Origin of the sequence: Fischerella sp. PCC 9605, assembly GCF_000517105.1 — a bacterium.
In the GTDB taxonomy this organism is placed as follows: domain Bacteria; phylum Cyanobacteriota; class Cyanobacteriia; order Cyanobacteriales; family Nostocaceae; genus PCC9605.
In genome coordinates, this window is record NZ_KI912148.1 from 1,301,000 (window position 1) to 1,316,713 (window position 15,714).

Annotated in this window: 16 protein-coding genes; 9 read left to right on the plus strand and 7 right to left on the minus strand. The window is 43.8% G+C overall.

Annotation, left to right across the window (positions count from 1 at the left end):
• The first annotated feature begins 492 nt into the window (after positions 1 to 492).
• The 4 genes from FIS9605_RS43925 to FIS9605_RS0108030 all read left to right on the plus strand — a co-directional run bounded on the left by FIS9605_RS43925 (position 493) and on the right by FIS9605_RS0108030 (position 3,366).
• Positions 493 to 741, plus strand: a complete 249-nt coding sequence (locus FIS9605_RS43925; RefSeq protein ID WP_197036057.1) for a hypothetical protein — start codon at positions 493 to 495, stop codon at positions 739 to 741.
• 940 nt (positions 742 to 1,681) lie between these two features.
• Positions 1,682 to 2,239, plus strand: a complete 558-nt coding sequence (gene efp / locus FIS9605_RS0108020; RefSeq protein ID WP_026732123.1) for an elongation factor P — start codon at positions 1,682 to 1,684, stop codon at positions 2,237 to 2,239.
• 155 nt (positions 2,240 to 2,394) lie between these two features.
• A complete protein-coding gene (gene accB, locus FIS9605_RS0108025; RefSeq protein WP_026732124.1) occupies positions 2,395 to 2,949 on the plus strand; it encodes an acetyl-CoA carboxylase biotin carboxyl carrier protein in 555 nt (184 codons plus the stop codon).
• Positions 2,950 to 3,018: 69 nt separating this feature from the next.
• Entirely contained in the window at positions 3,019 to 3,366 is a 348-nt protein-coding gene (locus FIS9605_RS0108030; protein ID WP_026732125.1) for an ArsR/SmtB family transcription factor, read from the plus strand.
• A 64-nt stretch (positions 3,367 to 3,430) separates the two neighbouring features.
• Here FIS9605_RS0108030 and FIS9605_RS0108035 read toward each other — a convergent pair whose 3' ends face one another.
• From FIS9605_RS0108035 to FIS9605_RS0108045, 3 genes are all read right to left on the minus strand, one after another.
• Positions 3,431 to 4,027, minus strand: a complete 597-nt coding sequence (locus FIS9605_RS0108035) for a GerMN domain-containing protein (protein ID WP_026732126.1) — start codon at positions 4,025 to 4,027, stop codon at positions 3,431 to 3,433.
• Between the two features lie 72 nt (positions 4,028 to 4,099).
• Complete coding sequence (locus FIS9605_RS0108040; RefSeq protein ID WP_026732127.1) at positions 4,100 to 4,903, minus strand: LmeA family phospholipid-binding protein; 804 nt, start codon at positions 4,901 to 4,903, stop codon at positions 4,100 to 4,102.
• Positions 4,904 to 5,019: 116 nt separating this feature from the next.
• On the minus strand, positions 5,020 to 6,843 hold the full coding sequence (locus FIS9605_RS0108045) for a proline--tRNA ligase (RefSeq protein WP_026732128.1): 1,824 nt from the start codon (positions 6,841 to 6,843) through the stop codon (positions 5,020 to 5,022).
• An 82-nt stretch (positions 6,844 to 6,925) separates the two neighbouring features.
• Here FIS9605_RS0108045 and FIS9605_RS0108050 point away from each other — a divergent pair, with 82 nt between their 5' ends.
• Positions 6,926 to 8,335: a glycerol acyltransferase gene (locus tag FIS9605_RS0108050; RefSeq protein WP_026732129.1), complete on the plus strand. Its 1,410-nt coding sequence runs from the start codon at positions 6,926 to 6,928 to the stop codon at positions 8,333 to 8,335.
• A 35-nt stretch (positions 8,336 to 8,370) separates the two neighbouring features.
• Here FIS9605_RS0108050 and FIS9605_RS0108055 read toward each other — a convergent pair whose 3' ends face one another.
• Positions 8,371 to 8,955, minus strand: coding sequence for a Uma2 family endonuclease (locus FIS9605_RS0108055; protein WP_026732130.1), 585 nt, complete (start codon positions 8,953 to 8,955; stop codon positions 8,371 to 8,373).
• A gap of 92 nt (positions 8,956 to 9,047) precedes the next feature.
• Between FIS9605_RS0108055 and FIS9605_RS0108060 the strand changes: the two genes are divergently transcribed.
• Positions 9,048 to 9,554 carry a DUF6653 family protein gene (locus FIS9605_RS0108060; protein ID WP_026732131.1) on the plus strand — a complete coding sequence of 169 codons (507 nt, stop codon included), beginning with the start codon at positions 9,048 to 9,050 and terminating at the stop codon, positions 9,552 to 9,554.
• A 17-nt stretch (positions 9,555 to 9,571) separates the two neighbouring features.
• Here FIS9605_RS0108060 and FIS9605_RS0108065 read toward each other — a convergent pair whose 3' ends face one another.
• Positions 9,572 to 10,288, minus strand: a complete 717-nt coding sequence (locus FIS9605_RS0108065) for an LmeA family phospholipid-binding protein (RefSeq protein WP_026732132.1) — start codon at positions 10,286 to 10,288, stop codon at positions 9,572 to 9,574.
• Positions 10,289 to 10,448: 160 nt separating this feature from the next.
• Here FIS9605_RS0108065 and FIS9605_RS0108070 point away from each other — a divergent pair, with 160 nt between their 5' ends.
• Positions 10,449 to 11,204, plus strand: coding sequence for a pseudouridine synthase (locus FIS9605_RS0108070; protein WP_026732133.1), 756 nt, complete (start codon positions 10,449 to 10,451; stop codon positions 11,202 to 11,204).
• A gap of 34 nt (positions 11,205 to 11,238) precedes the next feature.
• Positions 11,239 to 12,030, plus strand: a complete 792-nt coding sequence (locus FIS9605_RS0108075) for a helix-turn-helix domain-containing protein (RefSeq protein WP_026732134.1) — start codon at positions 11,239 to 11,241, stop codon at positions 12,028 to 12,030.
• A 138-nt stretch (positions 12,031 to 12,168) separates the two neighbouring features.
• On the opposite strand, the gene psbC is transcribed toward FIS9605_RS0108075, so the two are convergent.
• Both psbC and psbD read right to left on the minus strand, forming a co-directional pair.
• Positions 12,169 to 13,557 (minus strand): photosystem II reaction center protein CP43, encoded by a 1,389-nt coding sequence (gene psbC, locus FIS9605_RS0108080; RefSeq protein ID WP_026732135.1) that lies wholly within the window; start codon positions 13,555 to 13,557, stop codon positions 12,169 to 12,171.
• Positions 13,541 to 14,599, minus strand: a complete 1,059-nt coding sequence (gene psbD, locus FIS9605_RS0108085; RefSeq protein WP_026732136.1) for a photosystem II D2 protein (photosystem q(a) protein) — start codon at positions 14,597 to 14,599, stop codon at positions 13,541 to 13,543. The genes psbC and psbD overlap by 17 nt, the downstream gene beginning before the upstream one ends.
• A 390-nt stretch (positions 14,600 to 14,989) precedes the next feature.
• Between psbD and FIS9605_RS0108090 the strand changes: the two genes are divergently transcribed.
• Positions 14,990 to 15,559, plus strand: a complete 570-nt coding sequence (locus FIS9605_RS0108090; protein ID WP_026732137.1) for a photosystem I assembly protein Ycf4 — start codon at positions 14,990 to 14,992, stop codon at positions 15,557 to 15,559.
• Positions 15,560 to 15,714: the final 155 nt, after the last annotated feature.

The window sequence follows — 15,714 nt, forward strand, 5'->3', positions numbered from 1 at the left end:
GATTTGTTACCAGGAACTTTTCAGACATCTTCTCAGCACTGCTGTATTACAAGCATTATCTCTTTGACCTGGCACCTTGTAACATGTTCGATTGTCCAAAAAATCAGCTTTAAGCTTGGATGTTGGAGTGTAAAGCTAGAAGTTTCTTGTTTGAAGTGAGAAGTTTCTCGTTTGAAGTGAGAAGTTTCTTGTTTGAAGTGAGAAGTTTCTCGTTTGAAGTTAGAAATTTCTTGTTTGACGTGAGAAGTTTCTTGTTTTGAGCTAGAAATTTCTCGTTCTGAGTAAGAACTTTCTCGTTTGAAGTGAGAAATTTCTTGTTTGAAGTGAGAAGTTTCGAGTTCTAATGTAGCTGGTTGCCAGTCTCTGGCTGGGAACCCAATTCTAGAGGCTCTGTCTCTACTATCCTCACTGGAGGTAGAACCTCCTAGTCGTGCATTCCCTGGCTTGAGCCGGGGAACGAGAACTGCTGAAAGATACCAGTTTGACAGAATTTTGACAAAAAAGGAATTATTGACGCAATTGCAAACAGAAATAGAAGCTGATACGAATTTAAGCCAAGAAGATAAAGCTGAGGCATTAGAACAAGTCAAAACTTTAGCAGAAGCTGGGAAAAATCCTCAAGAAGGGGCGATGCAAAAGGCAGCGAAAACAGCAATGAATGGCTCAACTTCTTTGTGTCTTAGTGTCTTGGTGGTTCAAAAATTATTTTTTCACAAGACACAAAGATACCAAATTTTGTAGTAGCACGTCTGTCCCAAAATTCGCAGGAACTTCCGCACCCGCTAGTTTAATACGTTGGTTATCCAGCAGTTTTTGCACTTCGGGTGATATTCCCAAAGCCGTCATCCGATTATTAAGACTGCGATTGAAAGTATAGAAGACAAAAATATTGAAAAGTGCGATCGCTTATTCCCTGAACTGCCCTAGCAATAATTAGCCATCTTAAGCTAGGAAAAACGCTATTCCCAAATTTTACTGGAACTTGTTCTTTACATATATTAGCCAAATTGTCAATACTATAGTTGCTATCGATGGTATAGTTGCAAAAAGCAGAGAAAAATACTTGCAGTCACAATATACAAATGTTTTTTATTATTTATGAGTTTTGAAGATCTTCCTAATCTTTGGGTACCATTGGCACTTTTAGGTTTAATTATCATGGCTGCTGTGTTTTTCAGTCGCAGCAGTTAAAGATACAGTTAAGTTGCTATTTATTACGTCATTTGATGCGTACGAGCAGTTATTATTAGGCTTTGTCTTTCTTATAGTCCTTACTATCAAGCAAAAAGCTAATGAAGTTTGTTCATAACAAATTAAGAGAAAATTCCTACTCCCTTTGCTTTCTGCCAACTGATACCGAGTTGCAATCAAAGATAGTAAGTCTCGAATGTGGGGAGATGGGAGGGTGGGGGATTGGGGATTGGGGATCGGGCAAAAATAAGTCAAAAGCATGCCCTCGAGCGCAGCGAAGGGTTAAAAGCTAAAAGTAAAAAGAAAGAATTTTTTCTTTTACCTTTTTACTTTTTACTTCTCCAGTTCCTTTGCCCCTTGCCCTTTGCCCCATGCCCGATGCCCTTTGCCCCTTGCATCATGTCTCCTGCCTTCTTTCTTGACAAATGACTAATTTCTCCTTTTGAGGGGTACAATAAATGCCGATTGTCTTCCAAATTTTGAAAGCTTCATGATCTCCAGTAACGACTTTCGACCTGGTGTCTCAATTGTTTTAGATGGATCTGTGTGGCGCGTAGTGGAATTCCTCCATGTGAAGCCGGGAAAAGGCTCAGCGTTTGTGCGGACAAAATTGAAAAATGTCCAGACTGGCAACACAGTAGAAAGAACATTCCGGGCGGGGGAAACTGTACCGCAAGCTACTCTAGAAAAAAGCACCATGCAACATACCTATAAAGACGGTGAGGAATACGTCTTTATGGATATGGAAACCTACGAAGAAGGCAGATTAAGTGCAGCTCAAATTGGCGATCGCGTCAAATACCTTAAAGAAGGTATGGAAGCCAACGTCGTTCGCTGGGGCGACCAAGTGCTAGAAGTGGAACTGCCCAACTCTGTTGTCTTAGAAGTGGTGCAAACAGATCCTGGTGTCAAAGGTGACACTGCTACGGGTGGTAGTAAACCTGCAACGCTAGAAACTGGCGCAGTTGTAATGGTTCCTCTGTTTATTACCCAAGGGGAACGTATCCGCATTGACACCCGTAATGATACATATCTTGGCAGGGAGTAAGTTTTAACTCAGCAAAGATGGAAATCTTGATTTCCATCCCAACCGGGGATTTCCATCCCTGCCCCACTTAAATATTTAAATTTACCGAAACTTTGCCGAAACTTTACCAATAGGTGTATCTAATATCCGTTCTCAATTATGAGGTAATCAAAGCTGTGCCGTTGGACTTTAATGAAATTCGCCAGTTGTTGACAACAATTGCACAAACAGACATTACAGAAGTAACGCTTAAAAGCGACGATTTTGAAATCACAGTACGTAAAGCTGTTAGCACCACTCCAGGAACATTACCAGCAACCGGAGGAACACCCAGTGCGGTCGTTGATTCAGGGTTGACATCATTTGCACCAATAGCGCCGCCAGTAGTATCTACTCCCAGACATGAAATCACTGTCGATCGCCCTGTGGAAGTACCGATCGCCGCAGGGGTACACTCAAGCGTGACTCCCTCACCGCTTGAGCACAAAAAATTTATAGAAGTAACCTCCCCAATGGTGGGAACCTTTTATCGCGCCCCAGCCCCGAGTGAACCGTCTTTTGTGGAGGTGGGCGATCGCATCCGTAGTGGTCAAACAGTGTGTATCATTGAAGCCATGAAGCTGATGAATGAAATCGAAGCCGAAGTATCAGGGCAGGTGATGGAAATTCTCGTTCAAAATGGCGAACCTGTAGAATATGGTCAACCTTTGATGCGAATTAATCCAGATTAAGTATTAATCTATATAACTAATGTCTAAATTTTTAAAATTTCTCAGTTCAGTTCTTCCGGGACAATCCTGATGAAACAAACGTTGCCTGTACCGCCAGAAGTTGTGCAACAAGTAGCTGAATACTTCAGCCTGTTGAGTGAACCGATGCGCCTGCGGTTGTTGCATTTATTGCGGGATGAAGAAAAATGCGTGCAAGAATTGGTAGAGGCAACCCAGACGTCTCAAGCAAATGTGTCCAAGCACTTAAAAGTAATGTGGCAAGCGGGAATTCTCAGTCGCCGCAGCGAAGGGACTTGCGCCTACTACCGGGTGGAAGATGACATGATTTTTGAATTATGTAACCGAGTTTGCGATCGCCTTGCCAGTAGATTAGAACAACAAGCCCGCAATTTTCGTGTGTTGAATGGTAAATCGTGAATCACAGTCATTAGTCCTTTGTCATTTGTTCTTCAACTAATGACTAATGACTAATGGCTAATGACTAAGGTTGAAAATTTTCATTAAAGCTTTTACGTGTGAGTGGCTGTTCTAATTCCAAACCTTCGCCACCCAAAACTTCTAAGGGTTTCCCATCTACATTAATATACACCTGGGCATTGGGATTTAAACTCGTGGCAGTATAGACAACCTGGCCTACACGTCCTTGCATTGAAGCGCTTCCTCCGCCACTGGTAAATTCTCCAGATAAATTAACACGCACACTATTATCTTGAGCTTCTATACCTAGTAATTTTGTTCCTTGTGGAATTGTGCTGGAACCACTTCCTTCTGTTGGCCCTTCTAACAAGCGTTGGAATGCTGCTGCTAAAAATTGGTTGGGCTGATTACGTTGTGCTTGAACTTGAACTGATTGGGGAACCAGCTTAAAACTTGTGCCAGTATCTTGCAGCCAATAGACTTCAGCCATTTGTTCATTCCCTACCTGTGGGTTACTCGGCTGAACACGGTTTGGTTGGACTGAGTTCTGGGTGGAATTCCAAGTTAACCAACCCACCCCACCTCCTACCACCACAACTGCTGCTGAGATAGCTGCAATTACACCCGAAGAAACCCGCTTAGATCCTTGTTGCTGACTCATATCAATAAACCTTCCTTATCCCTGAGATAATAATAATATTTGTGCGAGAACAGGTCTGTCTAACGACGCTACCTAAGAACGACGAGTTTCTAAAAATTTAGAAGATGGCTCTAGTCTTAAAAATGCCGCAATTTCTAATTTCCCTGGTTTCATCTCCAATTTTAGAATTCGCATTTGTAATCCGTCACCTTCCAAATTACGTAGATCCAATTGCTGATTTATATCACTAAGTACAAAATTGATAAAATCAGGTGGAAATTCTACCCCATCTATTGACACTACTGGGTCAATTAGTTGAACTTGTCTACCACCAACTATACCCAATCCAGCATTGACTTGGACTAACAGAGGTTTTTCCTGTCCTTGATTGTGTAATTCTACTTGGAAAAAAAACCGATTATTGGCTAAAAATTCTACTTTAGGATTGACTAACTTAGCAGCAACCGAAGATTGAGATTTAGAAGAACCCCCTTGATTAAACTTTCCCAAACTATTGATAAATTCCGGTGACTGTAAAAGTTTGTTGATATCTTGCTCAGTTAAAACTAAACGCACTCCAGCCTGTAACGGTTGTTTTAATTTAGGTAATTTTTGCCTAATACTACTTGGGTCAAATTCAATTTCATCGGTTTCCAATTCTAAAACTGCAATGCGGAGATCTTGTTGTTTTAATTGCAAAGAACGTCCTGCTATTTGTACTTTTTCTACCTTACCTTGCAGCAATTGATGGCTAGGAACATTGTCAACTCGCACTTGTAGTTGTTCTACTCCAGCAAACTGTGAACGGATGGCATTTTCAGCAGTCTGATCGATTACTAGTCCGACAGGGACAACTAAACCCAGCAAGCCAGATATGAGGATTGTTAGAAATTCCATTTTAAATAGAAGTTAGGAGGAAGAAGGCATGGGAATAGGTACAGGGGACAGGGGACAGGGGATAGGGGACTGGGTTATTCCCAATACCCGATCCCCAATCCCCGATCCCCTATCCTCTATTCCCCATTCCCTGTTGCTTGAGAGATCCACCCTTTAAGAGTAGATACAACTTCAGTAATCGGAATTTCCTGAGTATTACGGCTTTGCCGTTCAACTACTTCGATTTTGCCATTAGCGATCGCTCGTCCGGTGACAATTCTGTAGGGTATGCCGATCAAATCTGCATCTTTGAATTTTACTCCTGCCCGTTCGTTGCGGTCATCAAGTAGGGTTTCAATTCCGGCTTGGTTGAGTTCTGTATAAAGTTTTTCAGCGATTTCCACTTGTTGAGCGTCGTTAATGTTAGGAATCGTCACAATGGCGTGATAGGGTGCGATCGCCACAGGCCAAATAATCCCATCTTTATCGTAGGATTGCTCTACCGCTGCTTGTGCCAGTCGCGAAACTCCCACACCATAACAACCCATGATTAAAGGTTTTTCTTCACCTTGTTCGTTGGTGTAAGTTGCTCCCATCGCTTGGGAATACTTCGTACCTAACTGGAAGATATGACCTACTTCAATTCCACGAGCACTTTTTAAAGTTTGTTCTGGGTTATGCATGGCGCGATCGCCTGGTCTCGCTTTGCGTATATCCACTGTTAACTTTGGTAAGCTAAATTGCTCCTCCCAATTGGCACCAACTACGTGATAGCCAGATTCATTCGCACCCGTCACAAAGTTTTTTAAATCAACTGCGGTTTTATCTACCAAGCGCAAAAACTTCGGATGGAATTGGTTTTCTCCCTGCTGGCGTTGAATGTAATCATCTGCAATATCAGGCGCAATGTAACCCAAAGGTAAAGATTTAGCTGTCCATTTTTTCTGTGCATCTGCATCTGGCACTGCTAACTTGAGAATCGTCTTCGCACCATATTGTGAAGCTAGTTTTGTCAATTCATTTTGCAACTTGATTTCGTTAACTTCCTGATCGCCTCGAATACTTACCAGTACCAGTACTGTCATGCCGTTATCATAAACTGCCTCGTAGAGGACGTTTTTCACAACTTGGGTGGGGGAACATTTCAAGAAATCACAGAGTTTTTCAATTGTCTCGGTTCCCGGAGTCTCTCGTTTTTCATAGGTTGTAAACGAGGAAGGTTCGGCATCAGCGGGTAAAGATACAGCTTTTTCCACATTGGCGGCGTATTGTCCATCTTCGGTGTAGAGAACTTCATCTTCACCAGCTTCCGCCAGTACCATAAATTCTGTCGAACCAGAACCGCCGATTGCACCAGAATCAGCTTCGACAGCACGAAAAGCCAAACCAGAGCGCCGCAGCATATTGCTGTAGGCTTGGTACATATCCTGATAAGTTTTTTTCAGGCTTTCTTCATCGGCATTGAAAGAGTAGCCATCCTTCATAATGAATTCTCGTCCGCGCATCAAACCAAAGCGGGGACGAATTTCATCACGGAACTTGGTTTGAATTTGGTAGAGGTGCAACGGCAGTTGACGGTAAGAGCGAATCATATCACGAGCGATCGTGGTGATGACTTCCTCGTGAGTCGGCCCCAATGCTAATTCTTGTTCGCGGCGATCGATGAGGGCAAACATTATACCCTCAGCTTTTGTATAAGTATCCCATCTGCCAGATTCGCGCCATAAATCCGCTGGCTGTAATTGAGGTAAGAGACATTCTTGGGCACCAGTGGCGTTCATTTCTTCCCGGACAATCTGGGAGACTTTTTGCAATACCCGCCACATCAGCGGGAGATAAGCGTATATACCGCTACCGATGCGACGAATATAACCTGCACGGAGTAATAATTTATGGCTGGGAATTTCGGCATCGGCCGGATCGTCCCGAAGTGTGACAAATAACATTTGTGACAGTCGCATCGTTCGTCCCTTTTTCAGTGTTGCTAATCTCTAACTTAGTTAAAGTCTAAATATTCACTCGCCACTTCTGGAGAAAATTACCTTGCCTGATTTGCTGAATCAAGCACAACCACCCCTGGAGTTTATCTCACCAAAGTTTAACCCCTTGGTTTTACAAGTCATTCAGCTAGGGCTACCCAGCTGGTTACATTGGAAAGCAGCGATTAGCCAAATTGAAGCAGACAACGTAGACATTTTGGTAGATCTCTATCGTCAGTTTCAAGAGGGAAAAATTCGTTTTTTGATCGCATTTCGCCATCCTCAAGCTACAGATCCGCTTTGCTTGGGCTACTTGCTTTCTCAACTCGTGCCAAGAGTAGCACGGCAGCAGGGAGTATCGCTACAGCGTCCAATTCATGCCCATTTTATCTACGATCGCGGTATTCCTTTGTGGGCTGGTGCTTACGTTGGCTGGATCGCTTCTAATTTGGGTGCTACACCAATCCAAAGGGGTAAGGCAGACTGGACGGGTTTGCGATCGGCGCGTGAGTTGTTTGCCAATGGACGCTTCCCGATGGCCGCAGCACCAGAAGGTGTCACTAACGGACTTTCGGAGATTGTTAACCCACTCGAACCTGGGATCGCCCAATTTGGCTTTTGGTGCGCTGAAGACTTGCACAAAGCTGGACGAGATGAACAGGTTTTAATTTTACCAATCGGAATTCAATATAGTTACGTTGAATCTCCTTGGAGTGCGATCGCTAATTTGTTAAGTGAATTAGAAGCCGATAGTGGTTTACCAGTTGTAGAGACGCGCCATGGCGCGTCTCTACAAGAGTCCTTGTATCCTCGCTTATTGCGTTTGGCAGAACGCTTGCTATCCTTAATGGAACAGTTTTATACGCGGTTTTATCATCAAAAACTGCCAGTTGTAGAGACGCGAAATTTCGCGTCTCTACAAACCGAAGATGTGAATGAGATAATAGGTGCTCGTTTACAGGTACTTTTGGATGTAGTTTTACAAGTAGCAGAGCAGTATTTTTACTTGCAACCTAAAGGAAATTTTAATGACCGCTGTCGCCGAGTAGAACAGGCAGGCTGGAATTATATTTTTAGAGAAGATTTTAAAGATATTAAAGCACTATCACTTTTAGAAAGAGCGTTAGGCGATCGCATTGCCGAAGAAGCAAATTTACGGATGTGGCACATGCGGTTAGTAGAAAGTTTAGTTGCTGTCACAGGCAGTTACGTGCGTGAAAAACCTACTGCCGAAAGGTTTGCCGAAACAACTTTGTTGATATCGGATGTGGTAACTCGGATTAAAGGTGGCAACCCATTTCAGCGTCCACTATTGGGTAAGCAACGGGCGAAAATAATTGTAGGTGAACCGCTATCTGTTTCAGAACGTTATCCAGTTTATAAAGCGAGTCGTCATGGTGCTAGGCAAGCCGTTGCTGACTTGACGAAAGACTTGCAGCAGGCAATGGAAAGTTTAGTTGTGAAGGGAGGGTGAGGCTGGCAATCGCGTTCCTTTTCACTTCATCAATCCTACTGCATCTTTTGGGGAAAAACCTTAGATAAATCCAGAACTAAATCAGGAAAACAAGGTAAATTAACTGATTCATTGGGCAGAAAAATTACCTTTTTGCGATAACCAAATTTACCTTGCAAATCTTGATAAGGTTCGCTGTAATATTCTAGATAATTTGCTACTAAATTAAATATCCAGTAATCAGCAATACCTGCTTCTGCATAAAGTGGTAATTTAACCTCTTGGTCATATTTCAAAGAGAAATCAGCTATCTCAATTAAAAGTAAAATATCAGATGGACAGGGATGAGCGCTGAGATAATCATCAGCGCGATTTTGGAGAATTGCTACATCGGGTTCAGGTTCGCTATCTGTGGATATAATCACAGGATCTTGACTTTGTAAAGTAGCACGAGTACTAAGCAGTATTGATAATTCTCTTATCAACCGTCTATTCAAAGTTGAATGTGCTTTTCCTTTGGCTACCATGTAGATAATTTCTCCTTTAATTAGCTCAACTCGGTCATCTTCACTGAAGAATCCGAGTTCTGCTAAACGGTCGTATTCAGTTATAGTAAAGCGTTTGGCGGTGGTTATAGTCATAACATTTAAGGGAGTGTGGATATATTTGAATTTTAATATTTGACACCAAAAAGAGTGGTGTGGTAAGCAACCAAGACTGAGGTATACAGACGATGGATATTTTCAAAATCACCGAACGCTCTTTTGCTATGGACGATGAGGTTTGGGCACATCACGCTAATCCTTGGAGCGTCTGGACGCGTTACACCACCCTACCTCTCATTATTATCGCTATCTGGTCTCGTGTCTGGCTTGGCTGGTGGTTTATTTTACCACTGGCTGCGGCGTTGCTTTGGACGTGGTATAATCCACGCATTTTCCCGAAGCCTGACACGACTAATAATTGGGCTTCTAAAGCTACCTTTGGCGAACGAGTTTGGCTAAACCGCGACAAAGTTGCGATTCCCCAACATCACAAAGTTGTGCCACACGTTCTCACCATAGTGTCTATCATTGGTATGGTATTTGTAATTTGGGGTGTCGCGGTTCTGGCAATCTGGCCAACCCTATTTGGTACGGCGTTGGTCTATTTGGGCAAGCTTTGGTTTTGCGATCGCATGGTTTGGCTTTACGAAGATATGAAGGACGCCGATCCACAATATCAAAGTTGGCTGTACTAGGAAAAACAAACTTTATCTTATGGGTTAACATTAATCCGCCCGTTACATACTAACTTCCCTGGAATCAGGTTGAACTGTTGGATATCAACATCTGTTCCCAAATTTAGATAGTGTCCATTATTGCTTTCTAGCAGTATTCCCATATTGTTTTTAACTTCTATTTGTGCTAATTGTAACTCATGACTGCTCAGTAAGTTTAAGTCCGCGCAAATTTCTAGGAGAGTAGAACTACTTTGAGCGGATGATGAGGCGTAAAGTTTTACCTTACTGTTGTCAAGAATTATTTTTTGCCAAATAATTGACTTGGATTTTGCGCACTGTTCTGGTAAAAGTTTATCCAGTACATCATTTAGAGCTGTTGATAGTAGAGTAGATGAAATAGAGGCATTGAGATCCTCCTCCTCCACAATTAGTTCGCCAACTACTGGTACTGTTTCTAACAGTCGCAGTGGTTTACCCTTGAGTACTGAGCCAATATTAATGCGGATATTTTCTGCTACAAGTTGAATTTGCGTAAGATGGAGACCTTGATAAACAGCATGACTAGCGAAAATCGATACCAAAGGGATGCAACCAGACAAAAGCTGGCGATCGCTGGCTTTGATTTCTACTTCCAACTGAGATATTTGGCTGACTTGCGATCTCAACCATAACTTGAGTGCTTTCGTCAGCACATTTGTAATTATGCGAATTTTCTTGTTAGAATTCTGGGTCTCTAAATAATTTTGTGCCATCTACCGACTCTATTTATTTATGAATATTACTTACAAATCTACAAGCATTTAAACAAGTCTTAACTGTATCATTTGCGGCTATTAACTACAAACCGCAAAGGTACAATTGTGCGTACCTTTAATATGTTGCAATATTTACTGAAGAAGCAGTAATTCCCACATGGAGGAAAGATTACAAAAAGTTTTATCTCAATGGGGTGTAGCTTCCCGTCGTCAAGCCGAAGAAATGATTAGGCGATCGCGTGTGCGAGTCAATGGCGACTTGGCCCATTTAGGTCAAAAAGTTGATCCCCAAAGAGACACAATTACAGTGGACGATAAGCGAGTGTCAGCTGTAGAACGTCCAGACTTAGTATATCTTTTACTACACAAAGGGGTAGGTATAGTCTCCACTTGCCACGATCCCCAAGGAAGAAAAACAGTTCTGGATTTGTTACCAGCCCAATTGCGTTCTGGCCAAGGTATTCATCCTGTTGGTCGTTTGGATGCAGATTCTACAGGGGCATTAATACTTACCAACGATGGGGAACTAACATACTGGCTTACCCATCCACGCCACAGTATCCCGAAGACATATCGTGTTTTGGTAGAAGGACATCCACCGGAATCTGTGCTACGCATGTGGCGTCAAGGTGTGCTTTTGGATGAAAAAAAAACACGCCCAGCACAAGTACAAATCATAGACAAGTTTGCTTCTGCCACTTGTTTAGAAATCATTTTAAAGGAGGGAAGAAATCGCCAGATTCGCCGTGTAGCCCAACAGTTGGGATACCCGGTACTGAAACTGCATCGTACCGCCATAGGTTCTATACAGCTACAAGCGCCTGGAGGAAGGTGCTTGCGTGAGGGTGAATATCGTCATCTAGAAGAGAGTGAAATTCGCTTTTTACAAAAACTTAAAGCAGATTCCCATTAACGATTTCGCTGGATTTGAGGAGTGTGAATAAGATATGAATTGGCTAAAAAGGAAAAACAAGCGCGAGTCAACATATTCATTAGAACAACAGCGAGCCGAAAAGTTAGCAACAATGGGTGCACAACTTAGCTCCTCGCGTCAAGAAAAAGGTCTGTCATTAGAGGAAATGGTCGTATTGACCAGAATCCCCCGACGACTATTGCAGGCAATTGAAGGAGGTAATTTAGAAGAACTGCCAGAACCAGTCTACATTCAGGGTTTGATCCGGCAATTTGCCGACGCTTTGGGCTTTAATGGCGCTGAATTTGCGAGTAGCTTTCCCATTGGCAACAATCGAGTCATCCTCAAACCTAGTTGGAAGCACACCCGATTCGGTGAATTACGTCCAATTCATCTGTATTTACTCTATATATTTATAATTTTGTGTTCTGTTGGTGGCTTGTCTCAATTCTTGAATGCTAGCGCTTTGCAAACAGCAAACAATCATCAAAACCAGCCAAAACTAAATGAAGAGACTGCTATTCAATCCCAAAAGTTTCAAACCGTCAGTGACACTGTTAGCAGCATAAAAAACAGTCAACAGGTGCAAATTGGTTTAACCTTGACGGAGAAATCTTGGATTCAGGTAGTAGTTGATGGCAAAGTCGAGTATGAGGGCGAACTCCCAGAAGGAACTCATCGTATTTGGAAAGCTCAAGAGCAACTAACAGTAAGAACCGACAATGCTGGCGGTGTGCTGGTAAGTGTCAATCAAGAGAAAGCCAAGCAACTGGGAGAACCAGGAAAACAAAAAGAAGTAACGATCGCAGCTAATACTGGATTGTAGTCAGTCATTGGTCATTGGTCATTGGTCATCAGCTTTTGACAAATGACAAATGACAAATTATTGATATGAAAAAGCTCCTGCTTTTACACAGGAGCTTGTTATCTATCCGATTATCAGTGATGAAAGAAACCTTGTAACCTAGTCGAGGTCGTTCATGAACAACACTGGCTCAGTTTCACGGTCAATACCTTTTTCAAAGCCAGCAGCAGCAGCACGAGCACGTCCTGCGTGCCACAAGTGACCAACTAGGAAGAAGAATGCTAAAACGAAGTGAGAAGTTGACAACCAAGCACGGGGGTTGACATAGTTGAAGGAGTTAGGCTCGGTGATCACACCACCCACGGAGTTGAGAGAACCGTTGGGAGCGTGGGTCATGTACTCAGATGCGCGACGAATTTGCCAAGGCTGAACGTCGTTCTTGATTTTGTCGAGATCCAGACCGTTGGGGCCGCGCAGAGGCTCTAACCAAGGGCCGCGGAAATCCCAGAAGCGCATGGTTTCACCACCGAAGATGATTTCACCAGAAGGTGAGCGCATCAGGTATTTACCTAAGCCCGTAGGACCTTGAGCGGATGCAACGTTAGCACCGAGTTTTTGGTCACGAACCAAGAAGATGAAAGACTGAGCTTGGGAAGCTTCGGCGTTGGTTGGGCCGTAAAATTCGCTGGGGTAAGCGGTGTTGTTGAACCAAACAAAGCAAGAAGCAATGAAGCCCATCAGAGACAGCGCGCCCAAGCTGTAGGAGAGGTAAGCCTCACCAGACCAGATGAAAGCGCGACGTGCCCAAGCAAAAGGCTTGGTGAGAATGTGGAAAATACCACCAAAAATACAGATTAAGCCAACCCAGATGTGACCGCCGATGATGTCTTCCATGTTATCTACACCGACGATCCAGCCGTCGCCACCGAAGGGAGATTTGAGTAGATAACCAAAGATGACCGCTGGATTCAATGTCGGGTTAGTAATGACGCGAACATCACCACCACCAGGTGCCCAGGTGTCATACACGCCACCGAAGAACATCGCCTTCAGCACCAACAAAAAGGCACCAACTCCCAATATGATCAGGTGGAAGCCGATGATGTTGGTCATCTTATTTTTGTCTCTCCAGTCATAGCCAAAGAAGGAAGAGTAATCTTCTAAGACTTCTGGACCGCGGATAGCATGATAGATTCCGCCAAAACCCAAGACGGCAGAGGAGATTAGATGCAGTACACCGACGACAAAGTAGGGATAGGTGTCTACAATTTCACCGCCAGGGCCGACTCCCCATCCGAGAGTTGCTAAGTGGGGTAGCAGGATAAAGCCTTGTTCGTATAAGGGCTTTTCGGGAACGAAGTGAGCGACCTCAAACAAGGTCATCGCTCCAGCCCAAAAGACGATCAAGCCAGCATGGGCTACGTGCGCGCCCAGCAATTTACCGGAGAGGTTGATGAGACGGGCGTTACCAGCCCACCAGGCAAACCCGGTGGAATCTTGGTCGCGTCCTGCTCCCATTACGCCAGGTCGATTAGAGAGCGTTACCACGAGGTAATACCTCCTCAGGGAATACAAATTTCTCGTGTGGCTGATCTTGAGGAGCCATCCAAGCCCGGATACCCTCGTTCAGCAAAATGTTTTTGGTATAGAAAGTTTCAAACTCTGGGTCTTCGGCTGCTCTTAATTCTTGAGAGACGAAGTCGTAAGCTCGCAGGTTGAGTGCTAAGCCGACAATGCCAATGGCACTCATCCACAAACCCGTCACTGGCACGAACAACATGAAGAAGTGCAGCCAGCGCTTGTTGGAGAAAGCAATACCGAAAATCTGTGACCAGAAACGGTTTGCTGTCACCATTGAGTAGGTTTCTTCGGCTTGAGTGGGGTTGAAGGCGCGGAAGGTGTTTGCCGCTTCGCCGTCTTCAAATAGGGTGTTTTCAACTGTGGCACCGTGAATCGCACACAACAGCGCTCCACCGAGTACACCCGCGACTCCCATCATGTGGAAGGGGTTGAGTGTCCAGTTGTGGAACCCTTGCAAGAACAGCAAGAAACGGAAGATTGCTGCGACGCCAAAGCTGGGTGCAAAGAACCAACTTGACTGTCCCAACGGGTACATCAAGAATACACTCACGAACACCGCGATCGGCGCAGAAAAGGCGATGGCGTTGTAAGGACGAATTCCTACCAATCGCGCAATTTCAAATTGCCGCAGCATGAAGCCAATTAAACCAAAGGCTCCGTGCAGTGCTACGAATGGCCACAATCCACCCAATTGACACCAACGGGTGAAGTCGCCTTGGGCTTCTGGTCCCCACAACAGCAACAATGAGTGTCCCATTGCGTCGGCGGGAGTTGATACGGCTACTGTCAAGAAGTTGCACCCTTCCAGGTAGGAGGAGGCTAAGCCGTGGGTGTACCAGCTGGTTACGAAGGTTGTCCCGGTTAGCCATCCGCCTAGTGCTAAAAATGCACAGGGGAATAGCAATAAACCAGACCAGCCTACGAATACGAAGCGATCGCGCTTCAACCAGTCGTCGAGAACGTCAAACCACCCTCTACTACTAGGGGTGCGTCCTAGTGCGATGGTCATTGGACTAAAATCCTCTTTTTTACTAAAATTGCAACGTTTTGAGGAATTAACGTTTTTTTGACACTCTCAAATGCTTTAGTGCATTTGATTTTATGAGAAAATACCGCTGGTTAAGTCGGTCTTTCTCAGGGTTGTGCCCTATCCGCGATCGCTAGCTTTAAATTAAGCTAGTGATTCCTTAATGCTTCTTAACTTATCATATTAGTTGTGCTTTGTGCTTGATTTACATACGTAAATCAAGTTTTGAGCATGAACCCATTAAATATAATCAATATCAGAAATTTTACAATCTGACACAACTTTTCTCAGAAATCTTAAAACAAACTTGCAATAGATCCACCTCCAGTGGCAGACTTTTAAAGGGAATTTATCAAACACCAAGGTAGTTCCATGACGACATCAACAACCATTAACAAAGGCGATAGCGTCTTGCATCAAAAGGTTCTCGGTTCGCGTCGGTTGAGTAACTACTGGTGGGCAAGTGTCGTAACTTTGGGAGCAACAGGTTTTTTGTTGGCTGCAATATCCAGCTATCTCAAAGTTAATTTACTCATAGTTACCGACCCAACTCAACTGATATTCGTCCCCCAAGGATTAGTAATGGGGTTATATGGTATTGCAGGCTTGCTCCTAGCTCTTTACCTATGGCTAGTTATCTTCTTAGACGTCGGTGGCGGATATAACGAGTTTAATCGGGAAACTGGCAAAGTTAAAATCTTTCGCTGGGGCTTTCCTGGTAAGAACCGTCGTATTGAAATTGACTGCAACACTCAAGACGTACAATCTGTACGAGTACAGATCAAAGAGGGTCTGAATCCTCTTCGTGCCTTGTATTTGCGTGTTAAGGGACGTCGAGACATCCCCTTAACTAGGGTGGGTCAACCAATGCCTTTAAAAGAGTTGGAAACACAAGGCGCTGAATTAGCAAGATTTTTAGGAGTACCTTTAGACGGTTTGTAAGCAATATTGCTGGGTGGAAGTCAAAAAAGCCGGCGTTATCAGCCTTTGACCTGTTTTTAGATGGTCGGTTTATTTCCGCCATGCTGCACTAGTTCGAGGTTTTGGATAGTCGAATATCCAGACAGCTAATAGCTAATCTCTAGCATTTAGGAGCA